Source organism: Pseudomonas extremaustralis (assembly GCF_900102035.1).
In the GTDB taxonomy this organism is placed as follows: domain Bacteria; phylum Pseudomonadota; class Gammaproteobacteria; order Pseudomonadales; family Pseudomonadaceae; genus Aquipseudomonas; species Aquipseudomonas extremaustralis.
On the sequence record NZ_LT629689.1, the window covers coordinates 601,127 to 619,149 of the forward strand.

31 protein-coding genes and 1 tRNA gene are annotated in these 18,023 nt (G+C 58.3%); 8 read left to right on the forward strand and 24 right to left on the reverse strand.

The window, feature by feature from the left end; genetic code table 11:
• The first annotated feature begins 22 nt into the window (after nucleotides 1-22).
• From rpmI to BLR63_RS03085, 7 genes are all read left to right on the forward strand, one after another.
• Nucleotides 23-217 (forward strand): 50S ribosomal protein L35, encoded by a 195-nt coding sequence (gene rpmI, locus BLR63_RS03055; RefSeq protein ID WP_002553160.1) that lies wholly within the window; start codon nucleotides 23-25, stop codon nucleotides 215-217.
• Between the two features lie 30 nt (nucleotides 218-247).
• The gene (rplT, locus tag BLR63_RS03060) at nucleotides 248-604 is read left to right on the forward strand and encodes a 50S ribosomal protein L20 (protein ID WP_002553161.1); all 357 of its coding nucleotides are present in this window, start codon (nucleotides 248-250) and stop codon (nucleotides 602-604) included.
• A 109-nt stretch (nucleotides 605-713) separates the two neighbouring features.
• A complete protein-coding gene (pheS, locus tag BLR63_RS03065) occupies nucleotides 714-1,730 on the forward strand; it encodes a phenylalanine--tRNA ligase subunit alpha (protein ID WP_010567027.1) in 1,017 nt (338 codons plus the stop codon).
• A 26-nt stretch (nucleotides 1,731-1,756) separates the two neighbouring features.
• On the forward strand, nucleotides 1,757-4,135 hold the full coding sequence (pheT, locus tag BLR63_RS03070; protein WP_010567028.1) for a phenylalanine--tRNA ligase subunit beta: 2,379 nt from the start codon (nucleotides 1,757-1,759) through the stop codon (nucleotides 4,133-4,135).
• A gap of 3 nt (nucleotides 4,136-4,138) precedes the next feature.
• On the forward strand, nucleotides 4,139-4,441 hold the full coding sequence (gene ihfA / locus BLR63_RS03075) for an integration host factor subunit alpha (RefSeq protein ID WP_002553164.1): 303 nt from the start codon (nucleotides 4,139-4,141) through the stop codon (nucleotides 4,439-4,441).
• On the forward strand, nucleotides 4,422-4,778 hold the full coding sequence (locus BLR63_RS03080) for a MerR family transcriptional regulator (RefSeq protein WP_003174972.1): 357 nt from the start codon (nucleotides 4,422-4,424) through the stop codon (nucleotides 4,776-4,778). The genes ihfA and BLR63_RS03080 overlap by 20 nt, the downstream gene beginning before the upstream one ends.
• Before the next feature lie 90 nt (nucleotides 4,779-4,868).
• Nucleotides 4,869-4,945, forward strand: a tRNA-Pro gene (locus BLR63_RS03085).
• Between the two features lie 79 nt (nucleotides 4,946-5,024).
• Here the strand turns inward: BLR63_RS03085 and BLR63_RS03090 are convergent.
• The 11 genes from BLR63_RS03090 to BLR63_RS03135 all read right to left on the reverse strand — a co-directional run bounded on the left by BLR63_RS03090 (nucleotide 5,025) and on the right by BLR63_RS03135 (nucleotide 10,585).
• Nucleotides 5,025-6,188, reverse strand: a complete 1,164-nt coding sequence (locus BLR63_RS03090) for a tyrosine-type recombinase/integrase (protein WP_231998175.1) — start codon at nucleotides 6,186-6,188, stop codon at nucleotides 5,025-5,027.
• Nucleotides 6,074-6,460: a helix-turn-helix transcriptional regulator gene (locus BLR63_RS31705; protein ID WP_010567030.1), complete on the reverse strand. Its 387-nt coding sequence runs from the start codon at nucleotides 6,458-6,460 to the stop codon at nucleotides 6,074-6,076. The genes BLR63_RS03090 and BLR63_RS31705 overlap by 115 nt, the downstream gene beginning before the upstream one ends.
• A gap of 82 nt (nucleotides 6,461-6,542) precedes the next feature.
• On the reverse strand, nucleotides 6,543-6,698 hold the full coding sequence (locus tag BLR63_RS31000) for a hypothetical protein (RefSeq protein WP_156791893.1): 156 nt from the start codon (nucleotides 6,696-6,698) through the stop codon (nucleotides 6,543-6,545).
• A 46-nt stretch (nucleotides 6,699-6,744) separates the two neighbouring features.
• Nucleotides 6,745-7,146 carry a hypothetical protein gene (locus BLR63_RS03100; protein ID WP_042947455.1) on the reverse strand — a complete coding sequence of 134 codons (402 nt, stop codon included), beginning with the start codon at nucleotides 7,144-7,146 and terminating at the stop codon, nucleotides 6,745-6,747.
• Nucleotides 7,147-7,197: 51 nt separating this feature from the next.
• A complete protein-coding gene (locus BLR63_RS03105; protein WP_010566423.1) occupies nucleotides 7,198-7,515 on the reverse strand; it encodes a hypothetical protein in 318 nt (105 codons plus the stop codon).
• 49 nt (nucleotides 7,516-7,564) lie between these two features.
• On the reverse strand, nucleotides 7,565-8,266 hold the full coding sequence (locus BLR63_RS03110; RefSeq protein ID WP_010568094.1) for an ASCH domain-containing protein: 702 nt from the start codon (nucleotides 8,264-8,266) through the stop codon (nucleotides 7,565-7,567).
• Between the two features lie 44 nt (nucleotides 8,267-8,310).
• Entirely contained in the window at nucleotides 8,311-8,847 is a 537-nt protein-coding gene (locus tag BLR63_RS03115; protein WP_010568095.1) for an NUMOD4 domain-containing protein, read from the reverse strand.
• A 53-nt stretch (nucleotides 8,848-8,900) separates the two neighbouring features.
• Nucleotides 8,901-9,407 carry a hypothetical protein gene (locus BLR63_RS03120; RefSeq protein ID WP_130926180.1) on the reverse strand — a complete coding sequence of 169 codons (507 nt, stop codon included), beginning with the start codon at nucleotides 9,405-9,407 and terminating at the stop codon, nucleotides 8,901-8,903.
• A complete protein-coding gene (locus BLR63_RS03125; protein WP_010568097.1) occupies nucleotides 9,404-9,604 on the reverse strand; it encodes a hypothetical protein in 201 nt (66 codons plus the stop codon). Before BLR63_RS03125 ends, BLR63_RS03120 begins: the two co-directional genes overlap by 4 nt.
• Nucleotides 9,605-9,614: 10 nt before the next feature.
• Nucleotides 9,615-10,172, reverse strand: a complete 558-nt coding sequence (locus tag BLR63_RS03130) for a hypothetical protein (RefSeq protein ID WP_010568098.1) — start codon at nucleotides 10,170-10,172, stop codon at nucleotides 9,615-9,617.
• 44 nt (nucleotides 10,173-10,216) lie between these two features.
• The gene (locus BLR63_RS03135) at nucleotides 10,217-10,585 is read right to left on the reverse strand and encodes a hypothetical protein (protein ID WP_083365919.1); all 369 of its coding nucleotides are present in this window, start codon (nucleotides 10,583-10,585) and stop codon (nucleotides 10,217-10,219) included.
• A 107-nt stretch (nucleotides 10,586-10,692) separates the two neighbouring features.
• Between BLR63_RS03135 and BLR63_RS03140 the strand changes: the two genes are divergently transcribed.
• Complete coding sequence (locus tag BLR63_RS03140) at nucleotides 10,693-10,935, forward strand: hypothetical protein (protein ID WP_010568100.1); 243 nt, start codon at nucleotides 10,693-10,695, stop codon at nucleotides 10,933-10,935.
• 6 nt (nucleotides 10,936-10,941) lie between these two features.
• Here the strand turns inward: BLR63_RS03140 and BLR63_RS03145 are convergent, their stop codons facing one another.
• From BLR63_RS03145 to BLR63_RS03200, 13 genes are all read right to left on the reverse strand, one after another.
• Complete coding sequence (locus tag BLR63_RS03145) at nucleotides 10,942-11,502, reverse strand: hypothetical protein (protein ID WP_010568101.1); 561 nt, start codon at nucleotides 11,500-11,502, stop codon at nucleotides 10,942-10,944.
• A gap of 58 nt (nucleotides 11,503-11,560) precedes the next feature.
• Nucleotides 11,561-12,046, reverse strand: a complete 486-nt coding sequence (locus tag BLR63_RS03150) for a hypothetical protein (protein WP_010568102.1) — start codon at nucleotides 12,044-12,046, stop codon at nucleotides 11,561-11,563.
• A gap of 69 nt (nucleotides 12,047-12,115) precedes the next feature.
• The gene (locus tag BLR63_RS03155; protein ID WP_083365920.1) at nucleotides 12,116-12,709 is read right to left on the reverse strand and encodes a hypothetical protein; all 594 of its coding nucleotides are present in this window, start codon (nucleotides 12,707-12,709) and stop codon (nucleotides 12,116-12,118) included.
• A 9-nt stretch (nucleotides 12,710-12,718) separates the two neighbouring features.
• On the reverse strand, nucleotides 12,719-13,390 hold the full coding sequence (locus BLR63_RS03160) for a 3'-5' exonuclease (protein ID WP_010568129.1): 672 nt from the start codon (nucleotides 13,388-13,390) through the stop codon (nucleotides 12,719-12,721).
• The gene (locus BLR63_RS03165; protein WP_010568130.1) at nucleotides 13,387-14,253 is read right to left on the reverse strand and encodes an ATP-binding protein; all 867 of its coding nucleotides are present in this window, start codon (nucleotides 14,251-14,253) and stop codon (nucleotides 13,387-13,389) included. Before BLR63_RS03165 ends, BLR63_RS03160 begins: the two co-directional genes overlap by 4 nt.
• A gap of 10 nt (nucleotides 14,254-14,263) precedes the next feature.
• The gene (locus BLR63_RS31005; protein ID WP_156791894.1) at nucleotides 14,264-14,404 is read right to left on the reverse strand and encodes a hypothetical protein; all 141 of its coding nucleotides are present in this window, start codon (nucleotides 14,402-14,404) and stop codon (nucleotides 14,264-14,266) included.
• Nucleotides 14,401-14,895 carry a hypothetical protein gene (locus BLR63_RS03170; RefSeq protein ID WP_010568131.1) on the reverse strand — a complete coding sequence of 165 codons (495 nt, stop codon included), beginning with the start codon at nucleotides 14,893-14,895 and terminating at the stop codon, nucleotides 14,401-14,403. Before BLR63_RS03170 ends, BLR63_RS31005 begins: the two co-directional genes overlap by 4 nt.
• Nucleotides 14,896-14,948: 53 nt before the next feature.
• Entirely contained in the window at nucleotides 14,949-15,176 is a 228-nt protein-coding gene (locus BLR63_RS03175; protein WP_010568132.1) for a hypothetical protein, read from the reverse strand.
• The gene (locus tag BLR63_RS03180; RefSeq protein WP_130926186.1) at nucleotides 15,173-15,421 is read right to left on the reverse strand and encodes a hypothetical protein; all 249 of its coding nucleotides are present in this window, start codon (nucleotides 15,419-15,421) and stop codon (nucleotides 15,173-15,175) included. Before BLR63_RS03180 ends, BLR63_RS03175 begins: the two co-directional genes overlap by 4 nt.
• A gap of 365 nt (nucleotides 15,422-15,786) precedes the next feature.
• Nucleotides 15,787-16,245, reverse strand: coding sequence for a hypothetical protein (locus BLR63_RS03185; protein ID WP_010568157.1), 459 nt, complete (start codon nucleotides 16,243-16,245; stop codon nucleotides 15,787-15,789).
• A 65-nt stretch (nucleotides 16,246-16,310) separates the two neighbouring features.
• The gene (locus BLR63_RS03190) at nucleotides 16,311-16,517 is read right to left on the reverse strand and encodes a hypothetical protein (protein ID WP_010568156.1); all 207 of its coding nucleotides are present in this window, start codon (nucleotides 16,515-16,517) and stop codon (nucleotides 16,311-16,313) included.
• A gap of 4 nt (nucleotides 16,518-16,521) precedes the next feature.
• Nucleotides 16,522-16,734, reverse strand: coding sequence for a hypothetical protein (locus BLR63_RS31010; RefSeq protein ID WP_047274375.1), 213 nt, complete (start codon nucleotides 16,732-16,734; stop codon nucleotides 16,522-16,524).
• Between the two features lie 575 nt (nucleotides 16,735-17,309).
• Nucleotides 17,310-18,002 carry a LexA family transcriptional regulator gene (locus BLR63_RS03200; protein ID WP_010568093.1) on the reverse strand — a complete coding sequence of 231 codons (693 nt, stop codon included), beginning with the start codon at nucleotides 18,000-18,002 and terminating at the stop codon, nucleotides 17,310-17,312.
• Between the last annotated feature and the right edge of the window lie 21 nt (nucleotides 18,003-18,023).

Sequence of the window (18,023 nt, forward strand, 5' to 3'; positions counted from 1 at the left end):
ACTGAATGCGGAGTATCCGAACATGCCAAAGATGAAGACTAAAAGTGGTGCTGCTAAGCGGTTTCTGAAAACTGCTAACGGTATCAAGCACAAGCACGCTTTCAAGAGCCACATCCTGACCAAAATGTCGACCAAGCGTAAGCGTCAACTGCGCGGTAGCAGCTTGCTGCATCCGTCTGACGTGGCAAAAGTCGAGCGCATGCTGCGCCTTCGTTAATTTTTGGATCAAGAATAGAGGAAGTAACTCATGGCTCGTGTAAAGCGTGGCGTCATTGCCCGTAAACGTCACAAAAAAATTCTGAAACTTGCTAAAGGCTACTACGGCGCGCGTTCACGCGTATTCCGTGTTGCCAAGCAAGCGGTAATCAAGGCAGGCCAATACGCCTACCGTGACCGTCGTCAGAAAAAACGTCAGTTCCGCGCTCTGTGGATCGCTCGTATCAACGCTGGTGCTCGTGTTAACGGTCTGTCCTACAGCCGTTTCATCGCTGGCCTGAAAAAAGCGTCCATCGAGATCGACCGTAAGGTTCTGGCTGATCTGGCAGTGAACGAAAAAGCGGCGTTTGCTGCGATTGTCGAGAAAGCTAAAGCCACCTTGGCTTAAGTACCCCCGACAGTCACCCTGGGCTACTCCTGTGGCCCGAGGTGTTAAACGTCATAAATAGGGGAAGAGCCTTCAAGCTCTTCCCCTATTTTGTATCTGGAGTCTGTACATGGAAAACCTGGACGCGCTCGTCGCTCAAGCTCTTGAGGCTGTGCAAAGCGCTGAAGATATCAATGCCCTGGAGCAAATCCGGGTTCACTACCTTGGCAAAAAGGGTGAATTGACTCAGGTGATGAAGACCCTGGGAAATTTGCCGGCTGAAGAGCGTCCGCAAGTCGGTGCGCTGATCAACGTCGCCAAGGAGCGTGTCACAGAGGTTCTCAACGCGCGCAAGGCGTCGCTCGAGGAGGCCGAGCTTTCGGCCAGGCTCGCCGCCGAGTCCATTGACGTTACCTTGCCTGGCCGTGGCCAGGTGTCGGGCGGTCTGCATCCGATCACTCGGACTCTGGAACGTATCGAGCAGTTCTTCACCCACATTGGCTACGGCATCGCCGAAGGCCCTGAGGTTGAAGACGATTATCACAACTTCGAGGCGCTCAACATCCCAGGCCATCACCCGGCCCGGTCGATGCACGACACCTTCTATTTCAACGCGAACATGTTGTTGCGCACCCATACCTCGCCAGTACAGGTCCGCACCATGGAAGCGAACAAGCCGCCGATCCGCATCGTCTGCCCAGGCCGTGTGTACCGTAGCGACTCCGATATTACCCACTCGCCGATGTTCCATCAGGTCGAAGGCCTGTTGGTCGATCGCGATATCAATTTCGCCGACCTCAAGGGCACCATCGAAGAGTTCCTGCGGGTGTTCTTCGAGAAAGAACTGGCGGTGCGTTTCCGTCCATCGTTCTTCCCGTTCACCGAGCCTTCCGCCGAAGTCGACATGGAATGCGTGATGTGCAGCGGTAAAGGCTGCCGCGTCTGCAAACAGACCGGTTGGCTGGAGGTGATGGGCTGCGGCATGGTTCACCCTAATGTGCTGCGCATGTCCGGGATCGACCCGGAAGAGTTCTCGGGCTTTGCCTTCGGCATGGGCGTTGAGCGTCTGGCCATGCTGCGTTACGGCGTGAACGACTTGCGTCTGTTCTTCGACAACGACTTGCGGTTCCTCGCGCAATTTCGCTAGTCGTAACGAATCTTTAGGAGAGCAGGATGAAATTCAGTGAACAATGGCTGCGTGGTTGGGTAAGCCCGCAGGTAAGTCGCGACGAGCTGGTTGCTCGTCTGTCGATGGCCGGTCTTGAGGTCGATAGCGTTACCCCGGCCGCCGGCGTATTCAGCGGTGTGGTCGTGGGCGAGGTGCTGAGCACCGAGCAGCACCCCGACGCCGACAAATTGCGTGTGTGTCAGGTCAGCAATGGCACGGAGACGTTCCAGGTCGTTTGCGGGGCACCTAATGTGCGCCCTGGCCTGAAAATCCCGTTCGCCATGATCGGCGCTGAACTGCCGGGCGACTTCAAAATCAAGAAAGCCAAGCTGCGTGGCGTTGAGTCCAACGGCATGCTGTGCTCCCAGGCGGAACTGCAGGTGGGCGAGGGCAATGACGGCCTGATGGAGCTGCCGGCCGACGCGCCCGTGGGCCAGGACATTCGTGCCTATCTGGAGCTGGAAGACGCCAGCATCGAGGTCGACCTGACCCCGAATCGCGGCGACTGCCTGTCCCTGGCGGGGCTGGCCCGTGAAGTCGGCGCGTTGTACAACGCCCCGGTCACCCGTCCAGTGGTTGCCGCCGTACCTGCACTGCACGATGAAGTACGCCCTATCGAAGTGCTGGCGCCAAACGCCTGCCCACGTTACCTGGGGCGTGTGATCCGTAATGTCGACTTGTCCAAGCCCACACCGCTGTGGATGGTTGAACGCCTGCGCCGTGGTGACGTGCGTAGCATCGACGCTGCCGTCGACATTACCAACTATGTGATGCTGGAGTTGGGCCAACCGCTGCATGCGTTCGATCTTGCCGAGATCAATGGCGGCATCCGTGTGCGCATGGCGGGAGAAGGCGAGAAGCTGGTACTGCTCGACGGTCAGGAAGTCAGCCTGCGTGCTGGCACCCTGGTGATCGCCGACCATTCCCGGGCCCTGGCAATTGCCGGTGTGATGGGGGGCGAGCACAGCGGTGTCTCTGCCACTACTCGCGACATCTTCCTTGAGAGCGCCTTCTTCGACCAGATCGCCATCGCCGGCAAGGCCCGTTCCTATGGCCTGCACACGGATGCCTCGCACCGTTACGAGCGTGGCGTGGACTGGAAACTTGCCCGTGAAGCCATGGAGCGTGCCACTGGCCTGCTGCTGGAAATCACCGGTGGCGAAGCTGGTCCGATCACTGAAACCGTCAGCGAACAGTATCTGCCGTCCGTGGCGCCGATCACCCTACGTGCCAAAAGTGTTGAGCAGATGCTCGGCCTGGTGATCGACCCGGCTGAAATCGAACAACTGTTGTCCGCCCTTGGTCTGGGGATTTCCGCGAGTGGGGAAGGGCAGTGGCATGTTGAAGTGCCTAGCCATCGCTTCGACATCAGCCTGGAAGTCGACCTGATCGAAGAGCTGGCTCGACTGTATGGTTACAACCGCCTGCCGGTTCGTTACCCGCAAGCGCGCCTGGCGCCACAGCCCAAGGCTGAGGCGCGTGCGCATCTGCCTGAGCTGCGTCGCCTGCTGGTTGCCCGTGGTTACCAGGAAGCGGTGACCTACAGTTTCATCGATCCCAAGCAGTTCGAACTGTTCAATCCAGGCGTTGAGCCGCTGTTGCTGGCCAACCCAATCTCTAACGACATGGCGGCCATGCGTTCGTCCCTGTGGCCGGGCTTGGTGAAAGCGCTTTCCCATAACCTCAACCGCCAGCAAGACCGCGTGCGCATGTTTGAAAGCGGCCTGCGTTTCGTTGGTCAGTTGGATGACTTGAAGCAGGAGCCAATGCTGGCTGGTGTAGTTTGCGGTAGCCGCCTGCCGGAAGGCTGGGCGCAGGGCCGCGATGCCGTGGACTTCTTCGACGTCAAGGCTGATGTGGAAGCGCTGCTGGGCTTTGCGGGTGCACTGGATGCATTCAAGTTCGTGGCTGGCAGCCATCCGGCGCTGCATCCGGGCCAGACTGCACGCATCGAGCGTGAAGGGCGCCTGGTCGGTTTTGTCGGCGCTATCCACCCGGAGCTTTCGAAAACCCTGGGGCTGGATCGCCCGGTTTTTGTTTTCGAACTGGTCCTGGCCGAAGTGGCTTCGGGCAAGATGCCTAAATTCAGCGAGCTGTCGCGCTTCCCTGAAGTGCGTCGTGACCTGGCCTTGATCGCTGACCGTGAAGTGGCTGCCACTGCCGTTCTGGACGTAATCCGTGAAAATGCAGGGGAATGGCTGACAGACCTCAGGCTATTTGACGTCTATCAGGGTAAAGGCATTGATCCGCATAGAAAAAGCCTTGCAGTTGGCTTGACCTGGCAGCATCCATCGCGCACTCTTAATGACGATGAGGTGAATACCACGACACAAAATATCCTCACCTCGCTCGAACAAAGGTTGAACGCCACGTTAAGGAAGTGACGTATGGGGGCTTTGACGAAAGCTGAGATGGCGGAACGTCTGTACGAAGAGTTGGGTCTGAACAAGCGCGAGGCCAAGGAATTGGTCGAGTTGTTTTTTGAAGAAATCAGGCACGCTCTGGAAGACAACGAACAAGTCAAGTTGTCCGGTTTCGGCAATTTTGACCTGCGGGACAAACGTCAGCGGCCTGGCCGTAATCCAAAAACGGGAGAAGAAATCCCGATCACGGCTCGCCGTGTGGTCACCTTTCGTCCAGGGCAGAAGTTGAAGGCCCGAGTTGAGGCTTATGCTGGAACCAAGTCATAACGACGAGCTACCCGTCATCCCAGGCAAACGCTACTTCACCATCGGTGAAGTCAGCGAGCTCTGTGCGGTAAAACCGCATGTGCTGCGCTATTGGGAGCAGGAGTTTCCTCAACTCAACCCCGTCAAACGCACCGGGAACCGTCGGTATTATCAGCGCCAGGATGTGCTGATGATCCGACAGATCCGTGCATTGCTGTACGATCAGGGGTTCACCATCAGTGGCGCGCGGCAACGCATGTCCGGTGATGAAGCCAAAGACGACACTACCCAGTACAAGCAACTGATCCGCCAGATGATCTCCGAGCTCGAAGATGTGCTGGTGGTTTTGAAAAAATGATTCAGGCTTTTAAAATACTTCCACATTTCAAAAGCTTGCGGTATATTCCTGATCGCTTCGTTGCGAAGCGAACCCAGTAACACGCCTAGTCGGGGCGTAGCGCAGTCCGGTAGCGCACTAGCATGGGGTGCTAGGGGTCGAGTGTTCGAATCACTCCGTCCCGACCATATTATTCAATGACTTAGGCCAATGTTCACAGCATTGGCCTTTTTCATGCGCGTGACTTTTGCGTGACTTGCCGATTTTTCACGCTTGCTTCCTCTTCAAAATTGTCAGGACCGGTCCGCGAGAATCGGTTGCTGATACCATGTTCGCAGCTTCAATCAAATGCCCAAGCTCTGCGCCCGAGTAGTGACTGGTGATGCTGCCGTTCTTGTGCCCCAGTAGGGCCTTTCGATCTTCCTCGGTTACGCCTGCTGCACGCAGCCGGCGGCCAAACGTGTGCTTGAGGTCATGGATCCTGATGGATGCATACCCGGGGTGAGCGGGGCGAAGGTTTTCCTCCTGCCAGAGTTTCGCCGCTCTCGCCCGCGCCTTCTTCCAGGCTGAGTCGTTCATGCGGTGCATCGCGGTGCCGTTGTATGGGAAAACCCACTCCTTGCTGATGCCGCGCTGCTTCTCAATGATCGACCTGGCCACGCTGTTCAGCACCACCAGCCTCTCATCACCGTTCTTCACGCCTGAGCGTTCGTGCCTTCCCCCAAAGTCGGCTGGTATCAGAAATACGCTGGTGCCCAGTTCCGGTACCGCGATTTCCCAATCCCACCTCAGTTTGCAGACCTCCTGCTCCCGCGTACCGGTGTTCACCTTGAACAGCGCCATCGTTTGCAGGTGCGCCGGCAACTCCCCGAAAAGAATCGACTGCTCCGGCCATGACATTGGGTACGGCTTGCGGCTCGACTTCTTCTCTTCCAGCTTCGTGAGCATCGGCACGCTATCCAGCCACGGCCTGCGCTCATCGTCTCGCCACTTCCTGGCACACAACGACAAAACCCGAACCACACGCTCGATCGAGATATTCACCGTCCTGTTGCTGACTCCCTTCTTTACCTTCCCGTCTTCCAGCTTCTTTGTCGCCAGCCTGTCCTTGATGAATGGCGCCAGGGCCTGATCATCAATGTGGGTCAGCGGAATATCGCCAATGAACGGGTCCAACTGGCCCAGGTGGTGAGCTGAAAGCTTAAACGATGGCTGGTCCTTGATCTCCAGAAGGAACTTCATCGCAGCATCCCGCCACGTCCTCACTTCCCTGACACCATAAACCTTCTGTTGCCGGATCTGCTCCAGCCGGAAGATCAGGTACTGCTCTGCTTCTTGTCGGTCAGTTGTGCCAGTAGATTCGTAAAGTCTTTCGCCGTTGATCTTCTTGTCGATATGCCAGATACCTTTCCTTTGGGAGAGGCCTGTGATCGATTTTCGCGCCATGATTTATCTCCCTTCTGGCGCTCGCTGCGGGGCGATTGTTGCTCCGTTGCGCCTTTTTTATCAATCGCCTTGGCCTCGACGTATGCCGTGGCCCAGTCGTCCAGTTCTTGCCGATCGAACCCGACGCCACGCCCGCCGATTGGGAACTCGCTGACGAAGGGTCTGACGGTCTCGTCGAAGATTGCCCGGCACATGCCCAGATAACCCGGAGCCTCTTTGGCTCGAATGAAGCGCGGGATCAGCTGTTGAGCGCCCATACCTTCCTCCTGCCGCCCATGCTGGGAAGCGTCTTAATGATGTTCATGGTGAAGATTTACTCTGCGTGCGACGGCAGAATGTTCAGTGGATAGTCGCGCTGTCGTGCCCTACGGCGATCTGGCGTGCCTGCTGTTCGGTGCGGAAGGACATGTGCTGCCTGATGCCGCTGCAGTCCGCGATGACCCACCAATAACCGCCAAAGCGGTGTGGGCCTTTGATGATTTTGGTGATGGTCATGTGGCGTCCTTGCCGCGCAGGGCGGCAGAAGGTGGGTTAGGGTGGGTTATGCCGACCGGCGTCCGCTCTCTTTCTGGCGCTCTACGTCGATCTGCTCGTAGAGGGCGTCGACTCTTTTGCTTTTCCTATCGATGGCCTGTGAGCGCTTGATGTGGTCCGACATGGCCTTGTCGTAAGGCTCAATTTGCTTGAGAAGTTGAAGCTTCTCTTCTGGGTCCCTCGACTCATTGAATCGGTTCGCAAGTCGGTCGCGAGCCTTGAAATCCACCCCATCGAGCGCGCGGTTTTCCTTTTGCATCTCGTCTAGAACTTCGGCGGACTGCCGTTCCCAGCGCAGATACAAAACGTCGCTTCGCTTGGGGCGGAAGAAGTGCAGGTTTCTGATCCAGGCAACCAGTTCATCCTTCGTCATTTCATCGAGGACATCTTTCGAGGACGAATTTTTCATGCAGGAATACCTCGCCCGCCGCTCACCGGCAGGCATGTAGGGGGATTGGGGTTAGGCTGTTGCTTTGGCGATATCGGCGGCTGCCCGGACGATTGCTCGGCGCGTGCCGAAATCGTCCATCGCTTCAATGATCATCACGCCATGTCGCGAGTGCTCCGCGCCAACTGAGTCGTGGTCCTCCATGAAGACGATGCAGATCCCGAGCCTGATTGCCAGCCGCAGGGCGTCGCCATCGTCATCCAGCGGTCGCCACAGTCGATAGCTTTCTCTATCGCCGATTCGAAGGCAGTTCCGCGCCGATTCAAAACAGAGAACAGGGCCGATTCCTGCCGCCTTTGCTGCCAATTCAAGAATCTGTTGGTCGTTCATGGCCTGGGCCCCTTGTAGATGAAGACGTAGGCGAACCAGAGGGTGGCGATCATGGCGTCACCCGCTTGAACTCGACCACCCAGACCCATGGGTTGGCGTTCCAATCGCCGCCGGTGGAAGTCCAAAGATCAGCGAAGTCCTTTCGTGCGTCCTCGATAGCCTGCTGAGGCGCATCTAACCACCATTGACCTCCCCACATTGCTTCACCGCGGGTGCTCACGCCTTCAGCGGTTACCTGTTCTGGCGTGATGTCCTGCAACCGCTCGACGCGCACGTCGGTGATCTCCAGCAGGATGCGGCTGGCCCATCTCGGCATGTGGATGCTTGGACGCCATGCGCCGTCATACTCCATAGCTTCAGTATCTGGCTTCCATTCCGCTTTCGCTGGGATCTGGTTCAGGCCGTAGTCGCCCGGCGGACAGCTTGCCCGGTAGATCCGTGCCGCACCTCGCTCATCGCCTTTGACCAAGTTGTCTTGCCAGTCGATACAGCAGCCGTCCTCGTTACCGAGCAAGGCGAAGGTCTCGCGCACCCACAGCCGGTCGCCCGCCCGACCATACGGGCACTCCGGATTAGGCTTTGTCACATCGGGGTTGCGAATGAACGGCTGGCCCAGGCCATAGCTGCCGATATCGGCTTTCGAGTGGGGCTGACACTTCACCTCGCGCCGCGTGACCGTCTTCCGGCCTTCCAGGATGGCGCGCACCATCGGCGCCGAGAATAGGATCGGGCGTTCCTTTATTTCAGACATGTGTCGTCCTTGCCGCTATAGCGGCTGACTTTGAAGGGGGGGGGTTACAGATTTTGCGGGGTTACACGGGTGATCGTGAATCCACGGTGCGTGTTGCGCTGGCCCTTAAGGCAGGAGGTGACAGTCGAAGGGTTCATCCCAGCGGCGATCAGGTCTTGCCGGCCTCGCAGCATCAGGCCGAATCCCGACTTCTCCGCCTGAATCCAGCCTTTTGATCTTCTGGCATTCAAGTCTTTGCCGTACACGATCAGGCCGGTATCAATGGCGTGCCTGACGTTATCGCTGATGGAGCACCACTCAAGGTTGGTCAGGCGATTGTCGGATTTTATTCCGTTTCGGTGATTAACATGGGGCAGCAAGGAATGTCCAAGGAATGCCAGGGCAACTGCCCGATGGACTCGCATGTCTTTACCCGCCAGGATCACAGATAGGTAGCCATCCTTGTCGCGCTTTTTGGTCATCAGCCTTGGATCTCGCCACTTCCCGAGATAATCATAGCGGCCTGCTGACCTAACATTTCCGGCGTCACTCACCTCATAGCGTTCGTGGCCGGGCAGCACCTTCCATATTTCTTCGGGCATGGTATCTCCATGGCCGCGAATGCGGCTTTTGTCAAAAGAGTACGGGTGTACTCCTATCGGGATTTGAGTAACTCGCGCAACTGAGCGTCGGCGGCTTGCATGTCGGCCATCGAGCGAAACCCGATGTTGATGGCGTACTTTCCGCCGCCGGATTCGGTCGTGTAGAAACCAGTGTTGAGCACGTCCACCGCTACCGGCTCGGGCTGCTCGGCGCCGAACTCGAGATAAGCAAACCACAGGCCCTGCACATACTCGTCGGCGTAACCGGTGCAATCATCGCCACGGGCCAGGGATCGACCATCGAGGAAGCCGAAGACCGGGTGCTTGGTTGCCATCACCCATTTCTGAAAACGCTCGCGCTTACCTTCAACTTGCGATTTTGCGCAAGGTGCCGATTCAGCATCCAGCAGGGCGCGCAGCTCTTCCCGAACCAAGTCGCTGTCAGCCTTGGACGGAGGAACCTGCATAGGTGCATGCTGGTCGAGGTGATGAGTTAGAGCCTCAATAGCGTGCTCAATAAGCTCACGCGATACGCCGTAAATCGTTTGATTGATGGTCATGGCAATTCGTCTCCGACGATCATTTTGCAGGGGCCCAGGCGTACAGCCTTGAGTTCAGCCCGCAAATCATCTATCTCCTGATCGGCAGCGGTCAGGCGCTGTTGCAGGGCGTCACGCTCTTTGATCGCGAGCGCGTGTTTGCCGCGCCAGTGCAGCACTGCGTCCAGTTCTTCAACCGTTTGAATTGGCTTGCTCATGCTCAGAACCTCAATTGTCTGTGCCTGTGTAGGTGCGCCAAGGCACCTTCACTCCGTTGACCAGAAAGCCCCAGTCACCGCGCCACTTGCTGGTGATGAACAGGGTGTAGACGCCGCCGGGGGAAATCTGGCAGATGCGGTGGTACTCGCCGTGCCGCAGTCGGGCAGTGTCACCAGCCTGGCGATGGATGTATTCCGTGGCCTGGGCCGAGCTGCTGTAGCCGAGCGCCGCAAGCTCCTGATCGAAGCCCTCTATCAAGCGCTGTTCCGTGTACCAGCCGCGCAGGATAATCGTGCGCGCATTCCACGGATGGTCATGCAGATCCCGGTCTTCGTCGTGCCGCATGATGTGGTGCACGCGGAACGACCATGGGCACCACCACAGCGCGGGCTTGTGGGTTTCGCGGGAGTAGGGGTTGAACAGCCACCAGCGGCCCATGTACATCTCGGCGCCGTCGGCGGACATGATGTGCAGGTACGGTGTGCGCTTGGCGCGGGTGATGAGCCAGGCGGCGACCGCCGGGCGCGCAAGCAGCTTGGCGACGATGCGCCAGAACAAGTTGATCACGGGGAGTCCTTGCCGGGCCATGCCCGGGCGGTGGAGTGGGGTAATTAGAGCGAAACTTCGCCGGTATCGATCTTGCGAAGCTCCATCACTTCTATTCGGTTGGTGCCGTCAGTGATCACCCAGCACGGCAGTTCAAGGTTGCGGAAGGTGCCGTGGTAGTTTCGGTAGGCGCCGAGCGCTGCCTTGCGGAAACAATCAGCTGCTACCTTTCCGATAGGCGTTGGCTGCCCCCCCCCTAGCAGACAGAGCTCGAACACAACAGCATTTTGAATTCGCTTTGCCGCCGCGCGGATGGTGTTCGGTGCCAGATGAAAATCCTTGGCGACCTCAACAACGTGCTTGTAGAGGAGGGCGTCGTGGATTTTTTGGTCGCGCTCGCCGTTACGCAGGCCAGCGTAGATGACTGCTTGCATGGGTTATCTCCAAGCGTGCGCCTGCCTCGCCGGCTGGCGTGATTCGTTGATGGGGTATTACGGGTGACCGGCATGGAGCCGGATTAAGGAGAAGTTATGAAACCGCAGTGGATCGACCATGGACCAACATCCTCACCATCGAAAGCGGAATAGGAAAAGGCAAGGAGGTGATGGCTCAGCCAACCTGGGGCGCAGACAACGACCCCATACCTATCTCGGTTTATGTGACCGTGAATGACGATGGCGACAGAGTTATCGGCACGATCAATGGGCCTTTCGAAAGCGTCAAGCATGCTGAAAGGCTGGCACTTGAGAAAGCGTCAGCTTGGTATGAGCGTGGTAACGGCTGATAGGCGTTAGGCTGCTTGTCGCTGCCCCAGGACTGTCTGCCGTGCCGTTTCAAACGCGCTGCCGAGGATCTCGGTGGCGCCCTCGATGTTCTCGTTTCCATCCTCAAGCCTGAGGCCGAGGTTCAGGTAAACGACCCCATCCAGCTCGAAGAACACGCCGCCGAACATCCACAGCGCGCCGGGGTTCAGGCCGATCGCCTCCCAGGCCTCGTCCATGTCGATACTGGCGGGGCAATGCTCCTTCCACAGCGTGACCAAGCGCTCGTGCTCGACGACCTGCGCGGCGCGATCTTCTTTCGAGGTGCCTTTCGCTGGCTTGGCGCTGGAGCGAAGCGCGCGGTAGCCATATTGGTCGGGGCGACACCAATGCACGTCAAGATCACGGCTTGCACTGAGTTTCACTCCGCCGACATAGCTGCGGCTGCCTGAGCGCATCGGAGATGTTTCTCCGCCGAACACCTGGCCCAGCTTGGCGCGCTGTGTATTCCAGGCTGAGCGCTTGGCATCCCAGGCGATGACGGCGGCAACCACAGCCGGGGCGGTGGTCTTGTACATGTAGTTGCTCATGGATTATCTCCAGTCAGGCGCCGCCCTCCGCGTTACCGGATGCAGCGAGTAGGGTGGGTTATTCGTCGCCGTCGTCTTCGGCGTTCATTTGGAGCGATTCGGCGAAGCCCGCTTGCCGTAATTTGCGCGCCACGTTTTCTGTTATCTCGTAGCCGTGGGGCTTAATTTCGAATAGAGGGGCGGACTTCTCCGCGCCCAGTGAGTGGGCATATGCGATCAGTCGCCAGATGGTTATTCGGTCTTTCGTCTCACCCAGTTCAGCGGTGAGCGCTGCCAGCCGGTCACGCATTCCCTGGCGGAAGTAGTGACGGATGATGTCGGACGGCCCTTTTACCTTGGGTGCTGCTGGCGGCAGATCTTCTGCCTTGGCGTTGCGCACCAGCAGTTGCACTGCCTCGCCGACTTCCTTGATCTCACGCCAGAGCATCAGCTCGTCGAGCATCTGCCGGGTGCCATACGGGACCGTGTGCCGCAATTCCTGCTCGCCCAGCTCCTTCCGCTTCTCGGCCAGCCTGGCTGTTCGTTCTTCCTGGGTCACAGCCATGGCCTACCTCTTCTATTCCGCTGGCCGGCAGTGCGAGCCAGGTTTGACGCTTGCGTTGCTGGACTCGACTCACGCGGCGCATCGCTGGCCGCCTGCACGAGACTTCGGATAGTCGATCGAGTACTTTTCAAGGATTCGAGTCAGCGTGGTGCCGGTGATGTGCAGCTTCACGCACAGACGGCGACGGCTGATTCCAAGCTCTTTGAATGCATTGATCCGCTCAACCAAGGATGCTTCGCGCTCGGCGGCAGCCTTGATGAATCCGGGGCTGTTGTGCCCGCCGTGTGAGGACCGCTTGAACTTGAAGTCGAACTCTTTCGACATACTGAGCAGGGTTCGCCTGCCGATTCCGGTGATGTCGATCACTTCGCTCTGGGTGTGGTCTGGAGCAAGCTCCATCACCCATTCAACGCGCTTGCGTCGCTGCTCTTGCTGAATCTCCAGTGGAGTGGGCGGCGGCGGCGCGACCGGCTCAACTCGACGCCGAACAAACGGCTTCGGTGCCGGCGGCTCTTGGGGTACATATACGACGGGTTTCGGTGGTGGGGGAGGTTCGATCTCTTCGATCTCGCCGCCGGCCGCCACAAACTCGGCGACCTGGGCCGCCAGCTCATTGGCTTTTGGCCGTAGTGCCTCGACCAGGCTGAGGTTGTTGCTGATCATGATTCACCCTCAGCGCATTAGCGCCTTCCGAACAAATGGGTCAAGGTCCGGCTGATTCAGGAGCCAGCGCCTGTAGTCGCTAGGCAGATCCGCAAAGGCGGCACCTTTGTGTTTGCCGAATCCGATAATCGTGGGGATTCGCGCATCCTCTGAGATCTGCCACAGCTCTTCCCAGTCGCTGACCTGCCGGCCACGCTCGGCAGCGAGTTGATCTAGGATCTTTACCAGCAGCAGCCTGCAATTCTTCACGTCATCCAGAGCTGCGTGGGCGTTGCGGAGCAGGCCTGTCGCTTCGGCACGGTAGTGCAGGTAGATCATTGCGGACTGGGTGTGGCTGTCGGCGTCCGGCCAGAGTTTGGAACTCAGCGCCTGCGTGCAGATGCGCTTTACGTCCGGCTCGCCAATGACGCGCCAGTCGTAATCCACGTTGTGACCGATCAAATACTCAACATCGATCGGCAGGTTGAAGTCGGTGTGCGGGTGAAAGCCAGCAAGCTCTTCGTCGAGGATGTGGCAGGTTGCCAGAGCACTCAACTCGATCGGCTTGCCAGGCTTGTAGCGCTGGAGGAAGTCAGCTGTAACCGCGAGGCTGCTGATGCTTTCCAATTGGAGCCATGCTGCCTCGATTAGGTGTGGATCGTTGAGGCCAGTTGTTTCGCTGTCGAAGATGTATGCGGTCATGCCGATTGCCTTTGTGAGGAGAGTTCGTTTTTGCGTTTGTCTTTGGCTGACACGACCTGTTGAACCAGGTCGTCAAAGCCGACGGCAATCGCCTTGGCCGCATTGAACGCGGATTGGAGGGAGGGTATGTCCTTAGCTGAAGCGATGTCAGCCAAAGCATCCACCAGCAGCTCCTTGGCCCTTTCTTCTGGGTTCAGACCAGAGTTCAGCCAGGTCAGCAGGCGCACACCGGTATCTGCGCTGATCAGCTCAGGTTGGTCGAACAGCTTCGTCCGGTCCTTGCTGGCCGTTGCGGTGTGGCCGTCGTGGGTGAGGTCCAGCACCACCGTGAATTCGTAGTCGGTACCGTCGCGCTGCTCGGACTTCATGCCCAGCTTGAGGATCTTCTTGCCCTCGCCCTGAACAGTCTCCGTCTTGCTGCGCATTGTGCAGATGATGTGCATCGAGCTGGTGAGGATCTTGTCCGTCAGCTTCCGGTGGCGCGGCGTGGTCTCGTTCCAGGCCGCCCAGGTGTTGCCCCGGAACTTCTGGTGGGCAACGGATTCGTTGATCTCAAGGCAGCCTCCGGAACCCGTCCATTCGTGCGAGTAGCTGTCGATGACGAGGGTTTCGTACCCGGCCTGCTCGGCGGCGGCGATGACTTCGATGTAGCGCTCTGGGGAGTACGGCGCGTGCAACTCCATTGCGTCGAAGTCGACCAGGTCCGCGTACAGCGATGCGCTACCGTGTTCGGTGTCTAGCACCGCGATACGCCCGCCAAGCCCCTGGGCGAGCAGAAGAGCAGAGTAGGTTTTGCCTGATCCAGATGGCCCGGCAAGTGCCAGCCGTAGCTTGGCCTGCTTGCGTTCGGCTTTCTTGAACATTTGAGTTTCCTCAGATTGGTTGGTTGTCCCACTGCCGCTGGATGCGGCGGGCGGCTTCTTCGTATTGTTTGCGCTCCTCACCGGTGAATCGCTCGGGCGAGAACGCACCCTGAGTCATCCAGTCGAACTGGGCGGCCATTGCGGGGCTCATACAGCCCTCCTGTGGCTGAGCCCCATCAATTGGGCTGTCTGGGCCATGGTTTGTGGCTGGATCACTCCGAGGTTGCTGGCTACCCGCTTTAGCACCACCAAGTCGTCCAGCGTCCGCGCCTTGTCGATGTAGCCGGCCAGCGTGACCAGCTTCGAATGGCTGGCTGTCAGCGCCATGCCGAAGTGCACTAGGCTCAACTGTCGAACGTCCCGACCCACCGCGGCGCTAACCGACTCGAAAACCTGCTCCAGCTTTCTATTGGCGTAGTTCGCCTCGACCTGTGCGCGCTTGCGGTCATCGACTGCAGCTGCAAGCCTGGCTTCCAGGTCAAGCACCAATTCGGCCGACCCGCCGAGCTTGGCGATTCGCTCGCGCTCCGCCTGCTGCTGGGCAACCGCCAGTTCTTCGCGCTCAATCTTGGCCGTTGGCGCTGCGTGTGCGATGGTCCGCAGATCCGCCGCGGTGCGAGGTAATACGTTTTCTTGAGACATAGAGCCTCCATCACGGCAGCGGAATGCGCCGTGCTTGGTGTCTGGAAAGGGTGTTAAGCGGCAGTGGATTGAGTGGACGTGTAGTCGTCGTAGATCTCGTCGATACGCGCCTGAAACTCTCGCTGCTCTGTGTCGCTGATAGTGCGCAGAAGGAAGGCCAGGGTTATCGCCGAGCGTGCGGCGGCGCTTGCGTTCGGCTTCCCTACGTCTCTGCGCAGTTCGGCAAGCTCGGCATTGATCCAGCCGACCGCCGTGTCGTGGTCACGCTGCTGGAGGCTCACTGGTTACGCTCCAGGCTCCGGGCGAGGGCACAGGCTTCGTTGTGGTTGCGACGGAAGCCCATGACCTTGTTAGTCTGGCTGTCCACCACATGGAAGAAGTCGCGGCCCGCAGGCTTCACCACCATGCGAAAGGTGACCACGGGCATCGGACGATCAATCAGCCGGTAGAAATCAGCAGTGGCGAGAAGGGAGCGCTGATGCAAGCCTTCGACGATGTCGCGGCGCGATTGGATGCTGTGGTGCATGGTCACCTCCAAGGTGGTGGGTTGTTCACCTGTATTCGTCAACACTCATGCCTCCCGCTGGTTGCCGATGGGCGCGGGGGAGGAATGCTGACGTAATAGAGGTGGGGAAGGGTGCAGGCGCCCGGCACTTCCCGGGATGTGTCGAGTCTGGCCAGCTATGCCCTCGGACTCGCCTGCGGTGTTCTTCTTCATTTGGGGTGGGCCTACCTTTCGGCCGATGCGCGGTGACATCGTCGGCCCTGCTGTCCGCTGCCTGTTGGGGTGATGGGCGAAGCCTTCAGGCTTGCTACGCCACGCGGGTGAATCGTTGATCTACTTCATGGCCGTATCTCCTGTTGTTCGCTCACTGGGAAGGCAGTGGCTACCTATGGGATGAGTTTCTTGAGCGCTGACTTGCCCAGGCCGCGAATCGACAGCCGAAGGTGTCCGAGGTCCTTCTTGACCCTCTTGCGCTCAAGGATGAAGTGCCAGGCCCTGGTGCAATGCACGCACTCCTGATCGGCGAGGAAGTCTGCAATCTCATCGATCTGCAGCCCGACCATTCCATAGCCGCAGCTGGACGGCTCGCGGTGCTGGAACGCTCCCCAGATGTGAGTTTTGCGGCGGTGCTGCTCGTCGTGCAGAATTTCGTGATGCTCGCCATTCGGCCACGGCAAAATCCCAAGGATGTCGTCATGGGCGCTTGCAGGCCTTGGGCCGATCTGGTCGTAACCGTTCTGGCACTTCCCAATGCACACCCCGATGATGCGAGTCAGGCGCTTGATCTGCTGTAGGCACGTTTCGTGTGCGGCCAGCGTGATTACCACTTTCCGCTCGAAGTTCATGTGCGGTTTCTCCGGTTGTTTTCCCAATGCTCACCGCTCTGGATGGGCATCAGTGAAAAGGTCCGTCATGCATACATCCGAACAGTCACGAAGCCGTTGCTCTCCACACGGTGCGTCCAGCGATTGAACCAAACGCCATCGCCGAACTTCTTCATCGCCGCTCGGCGAACCTCGATGACGATGCTGTCGGCGGTGTCGCCCTTGTCAGGTGCTACGAGCCAGTCGAGGCGTTTGCCGTTGCTCAGGCTGCTGTCTATATAGAAACGCGCCATTTGCTTATCCCTCAATACCAAAGTGGCGGCGAACTACCTGCTCGCCGATTTCTTCAAGCAGCGCCTCAACACCAAAGTGATTGACGACTTGCTCAACTTCGAAGTTTTCCAGAACCGTTGCGCCGTCTGCATCGAATGCCGAGACAGCCATAAACGTGCGACTAGTCGGGTTGACGTCTATTTTGCCGGCGTCGAAATTCAAAACTGAGATATTCATTCCTTTCCCCTTTCAATGATTTCCCGGATGACCCTGTCGCCAAGGTCATCGAGGAAATCTGTTCTCTCCACCACGCAACACTTCCGAGTCGTCTCTCACCGGCGTCGCACATTTCGTGTTCGATGCTGTTCCGGTTTGGAAGCGTGGTTTCGCGTACTCACATGAGGGAGTACGGCAGCTATCCAGAGGCTGCATGGGCGGCGGTTTAGCTTCTTCCGACCCAGGTAATGGCCTGGGTACGTCGCGGTGGTCACGTCTGGCTGTTAAAGAGCGGGTCAGGCCCTAAGGCCCTGGCGAGTCCCTGTTGGGTGACTCGATGGGCCTAGTAAACAACACGTTTATAAACGCGTCAACACTATTTGTTTATTTGTGTTTATCGCAGGCAAAAAAAGCCCGCTCAATGGCGGGCAGCAGATCGATCACAAGTCGGCTGGTCGTACTATTCAGCGCAGGTCGATGCCTGCGAGGGGGAGGGGGTAATGCAGGGAGGGCAGAAACAAGAAGCCCGGCGCTGGGCCGGGCTTAGTTGTGGTGTGGCTACTGATTTTGTTTGGTTGTATGCGCGGATGCTCCGGCTACACCAGGACCGAATACCAAAAAACCCGTCCAAGAACGACCAGCTCGTTCTCCATCATCTGCTGGGCTGTGTACTCTTCGTCGGGATGCTCTTCACGGTTATAGCTGCGCAGGCGCAAGCCACCCATCGGCATCCTATAAAGAATCTTCACCCGAAGCTGGCCGCCATGGTTCAGCGCGTACATTTTCCCATCAATGACGGATGTTGACCCCTGGTCAACTCCTACCGTGCTGCCGTTCGGCAAAACCGGCTCCATGCTGTTCCCGCTGACGGTCACGCATACCGCCTCGCTAGGCTGAACATTCTGGCGCCGCAGAGTCATCTTCCCAAATCGAAGTCTTTGCTTGTGGGATTGCTCGACGACCGTCCTACCGCTACCGGCCGATAACTCCACCTCCTTTAAGAAAGGCACGTACACCTCATCATTTTCCAGGGGAGTGTCGTCATCCCAGACATCAAAAGGGCCATCCAAAGATGCGTTCGAGTCGGCGGCTGGCGGAACTGGAGGGTCGGATCGGCCAGACGGGTCAGGCTCCCCCGTGGTTAGCCAGTGCTGGCCCACAAACAGCTTTAGAGCTGCCTGATAAATGGCGCGTGCTGGGAGCCCCCGGTTAAACCAGTTATTTAAAGTCTGCGGTGAAACCTCAAGGGTTTCAGCGACCTGCTTTGCGGTAAGGCCTTGCTCGGCCATAAACCGCCGTAGCCGGTCGCC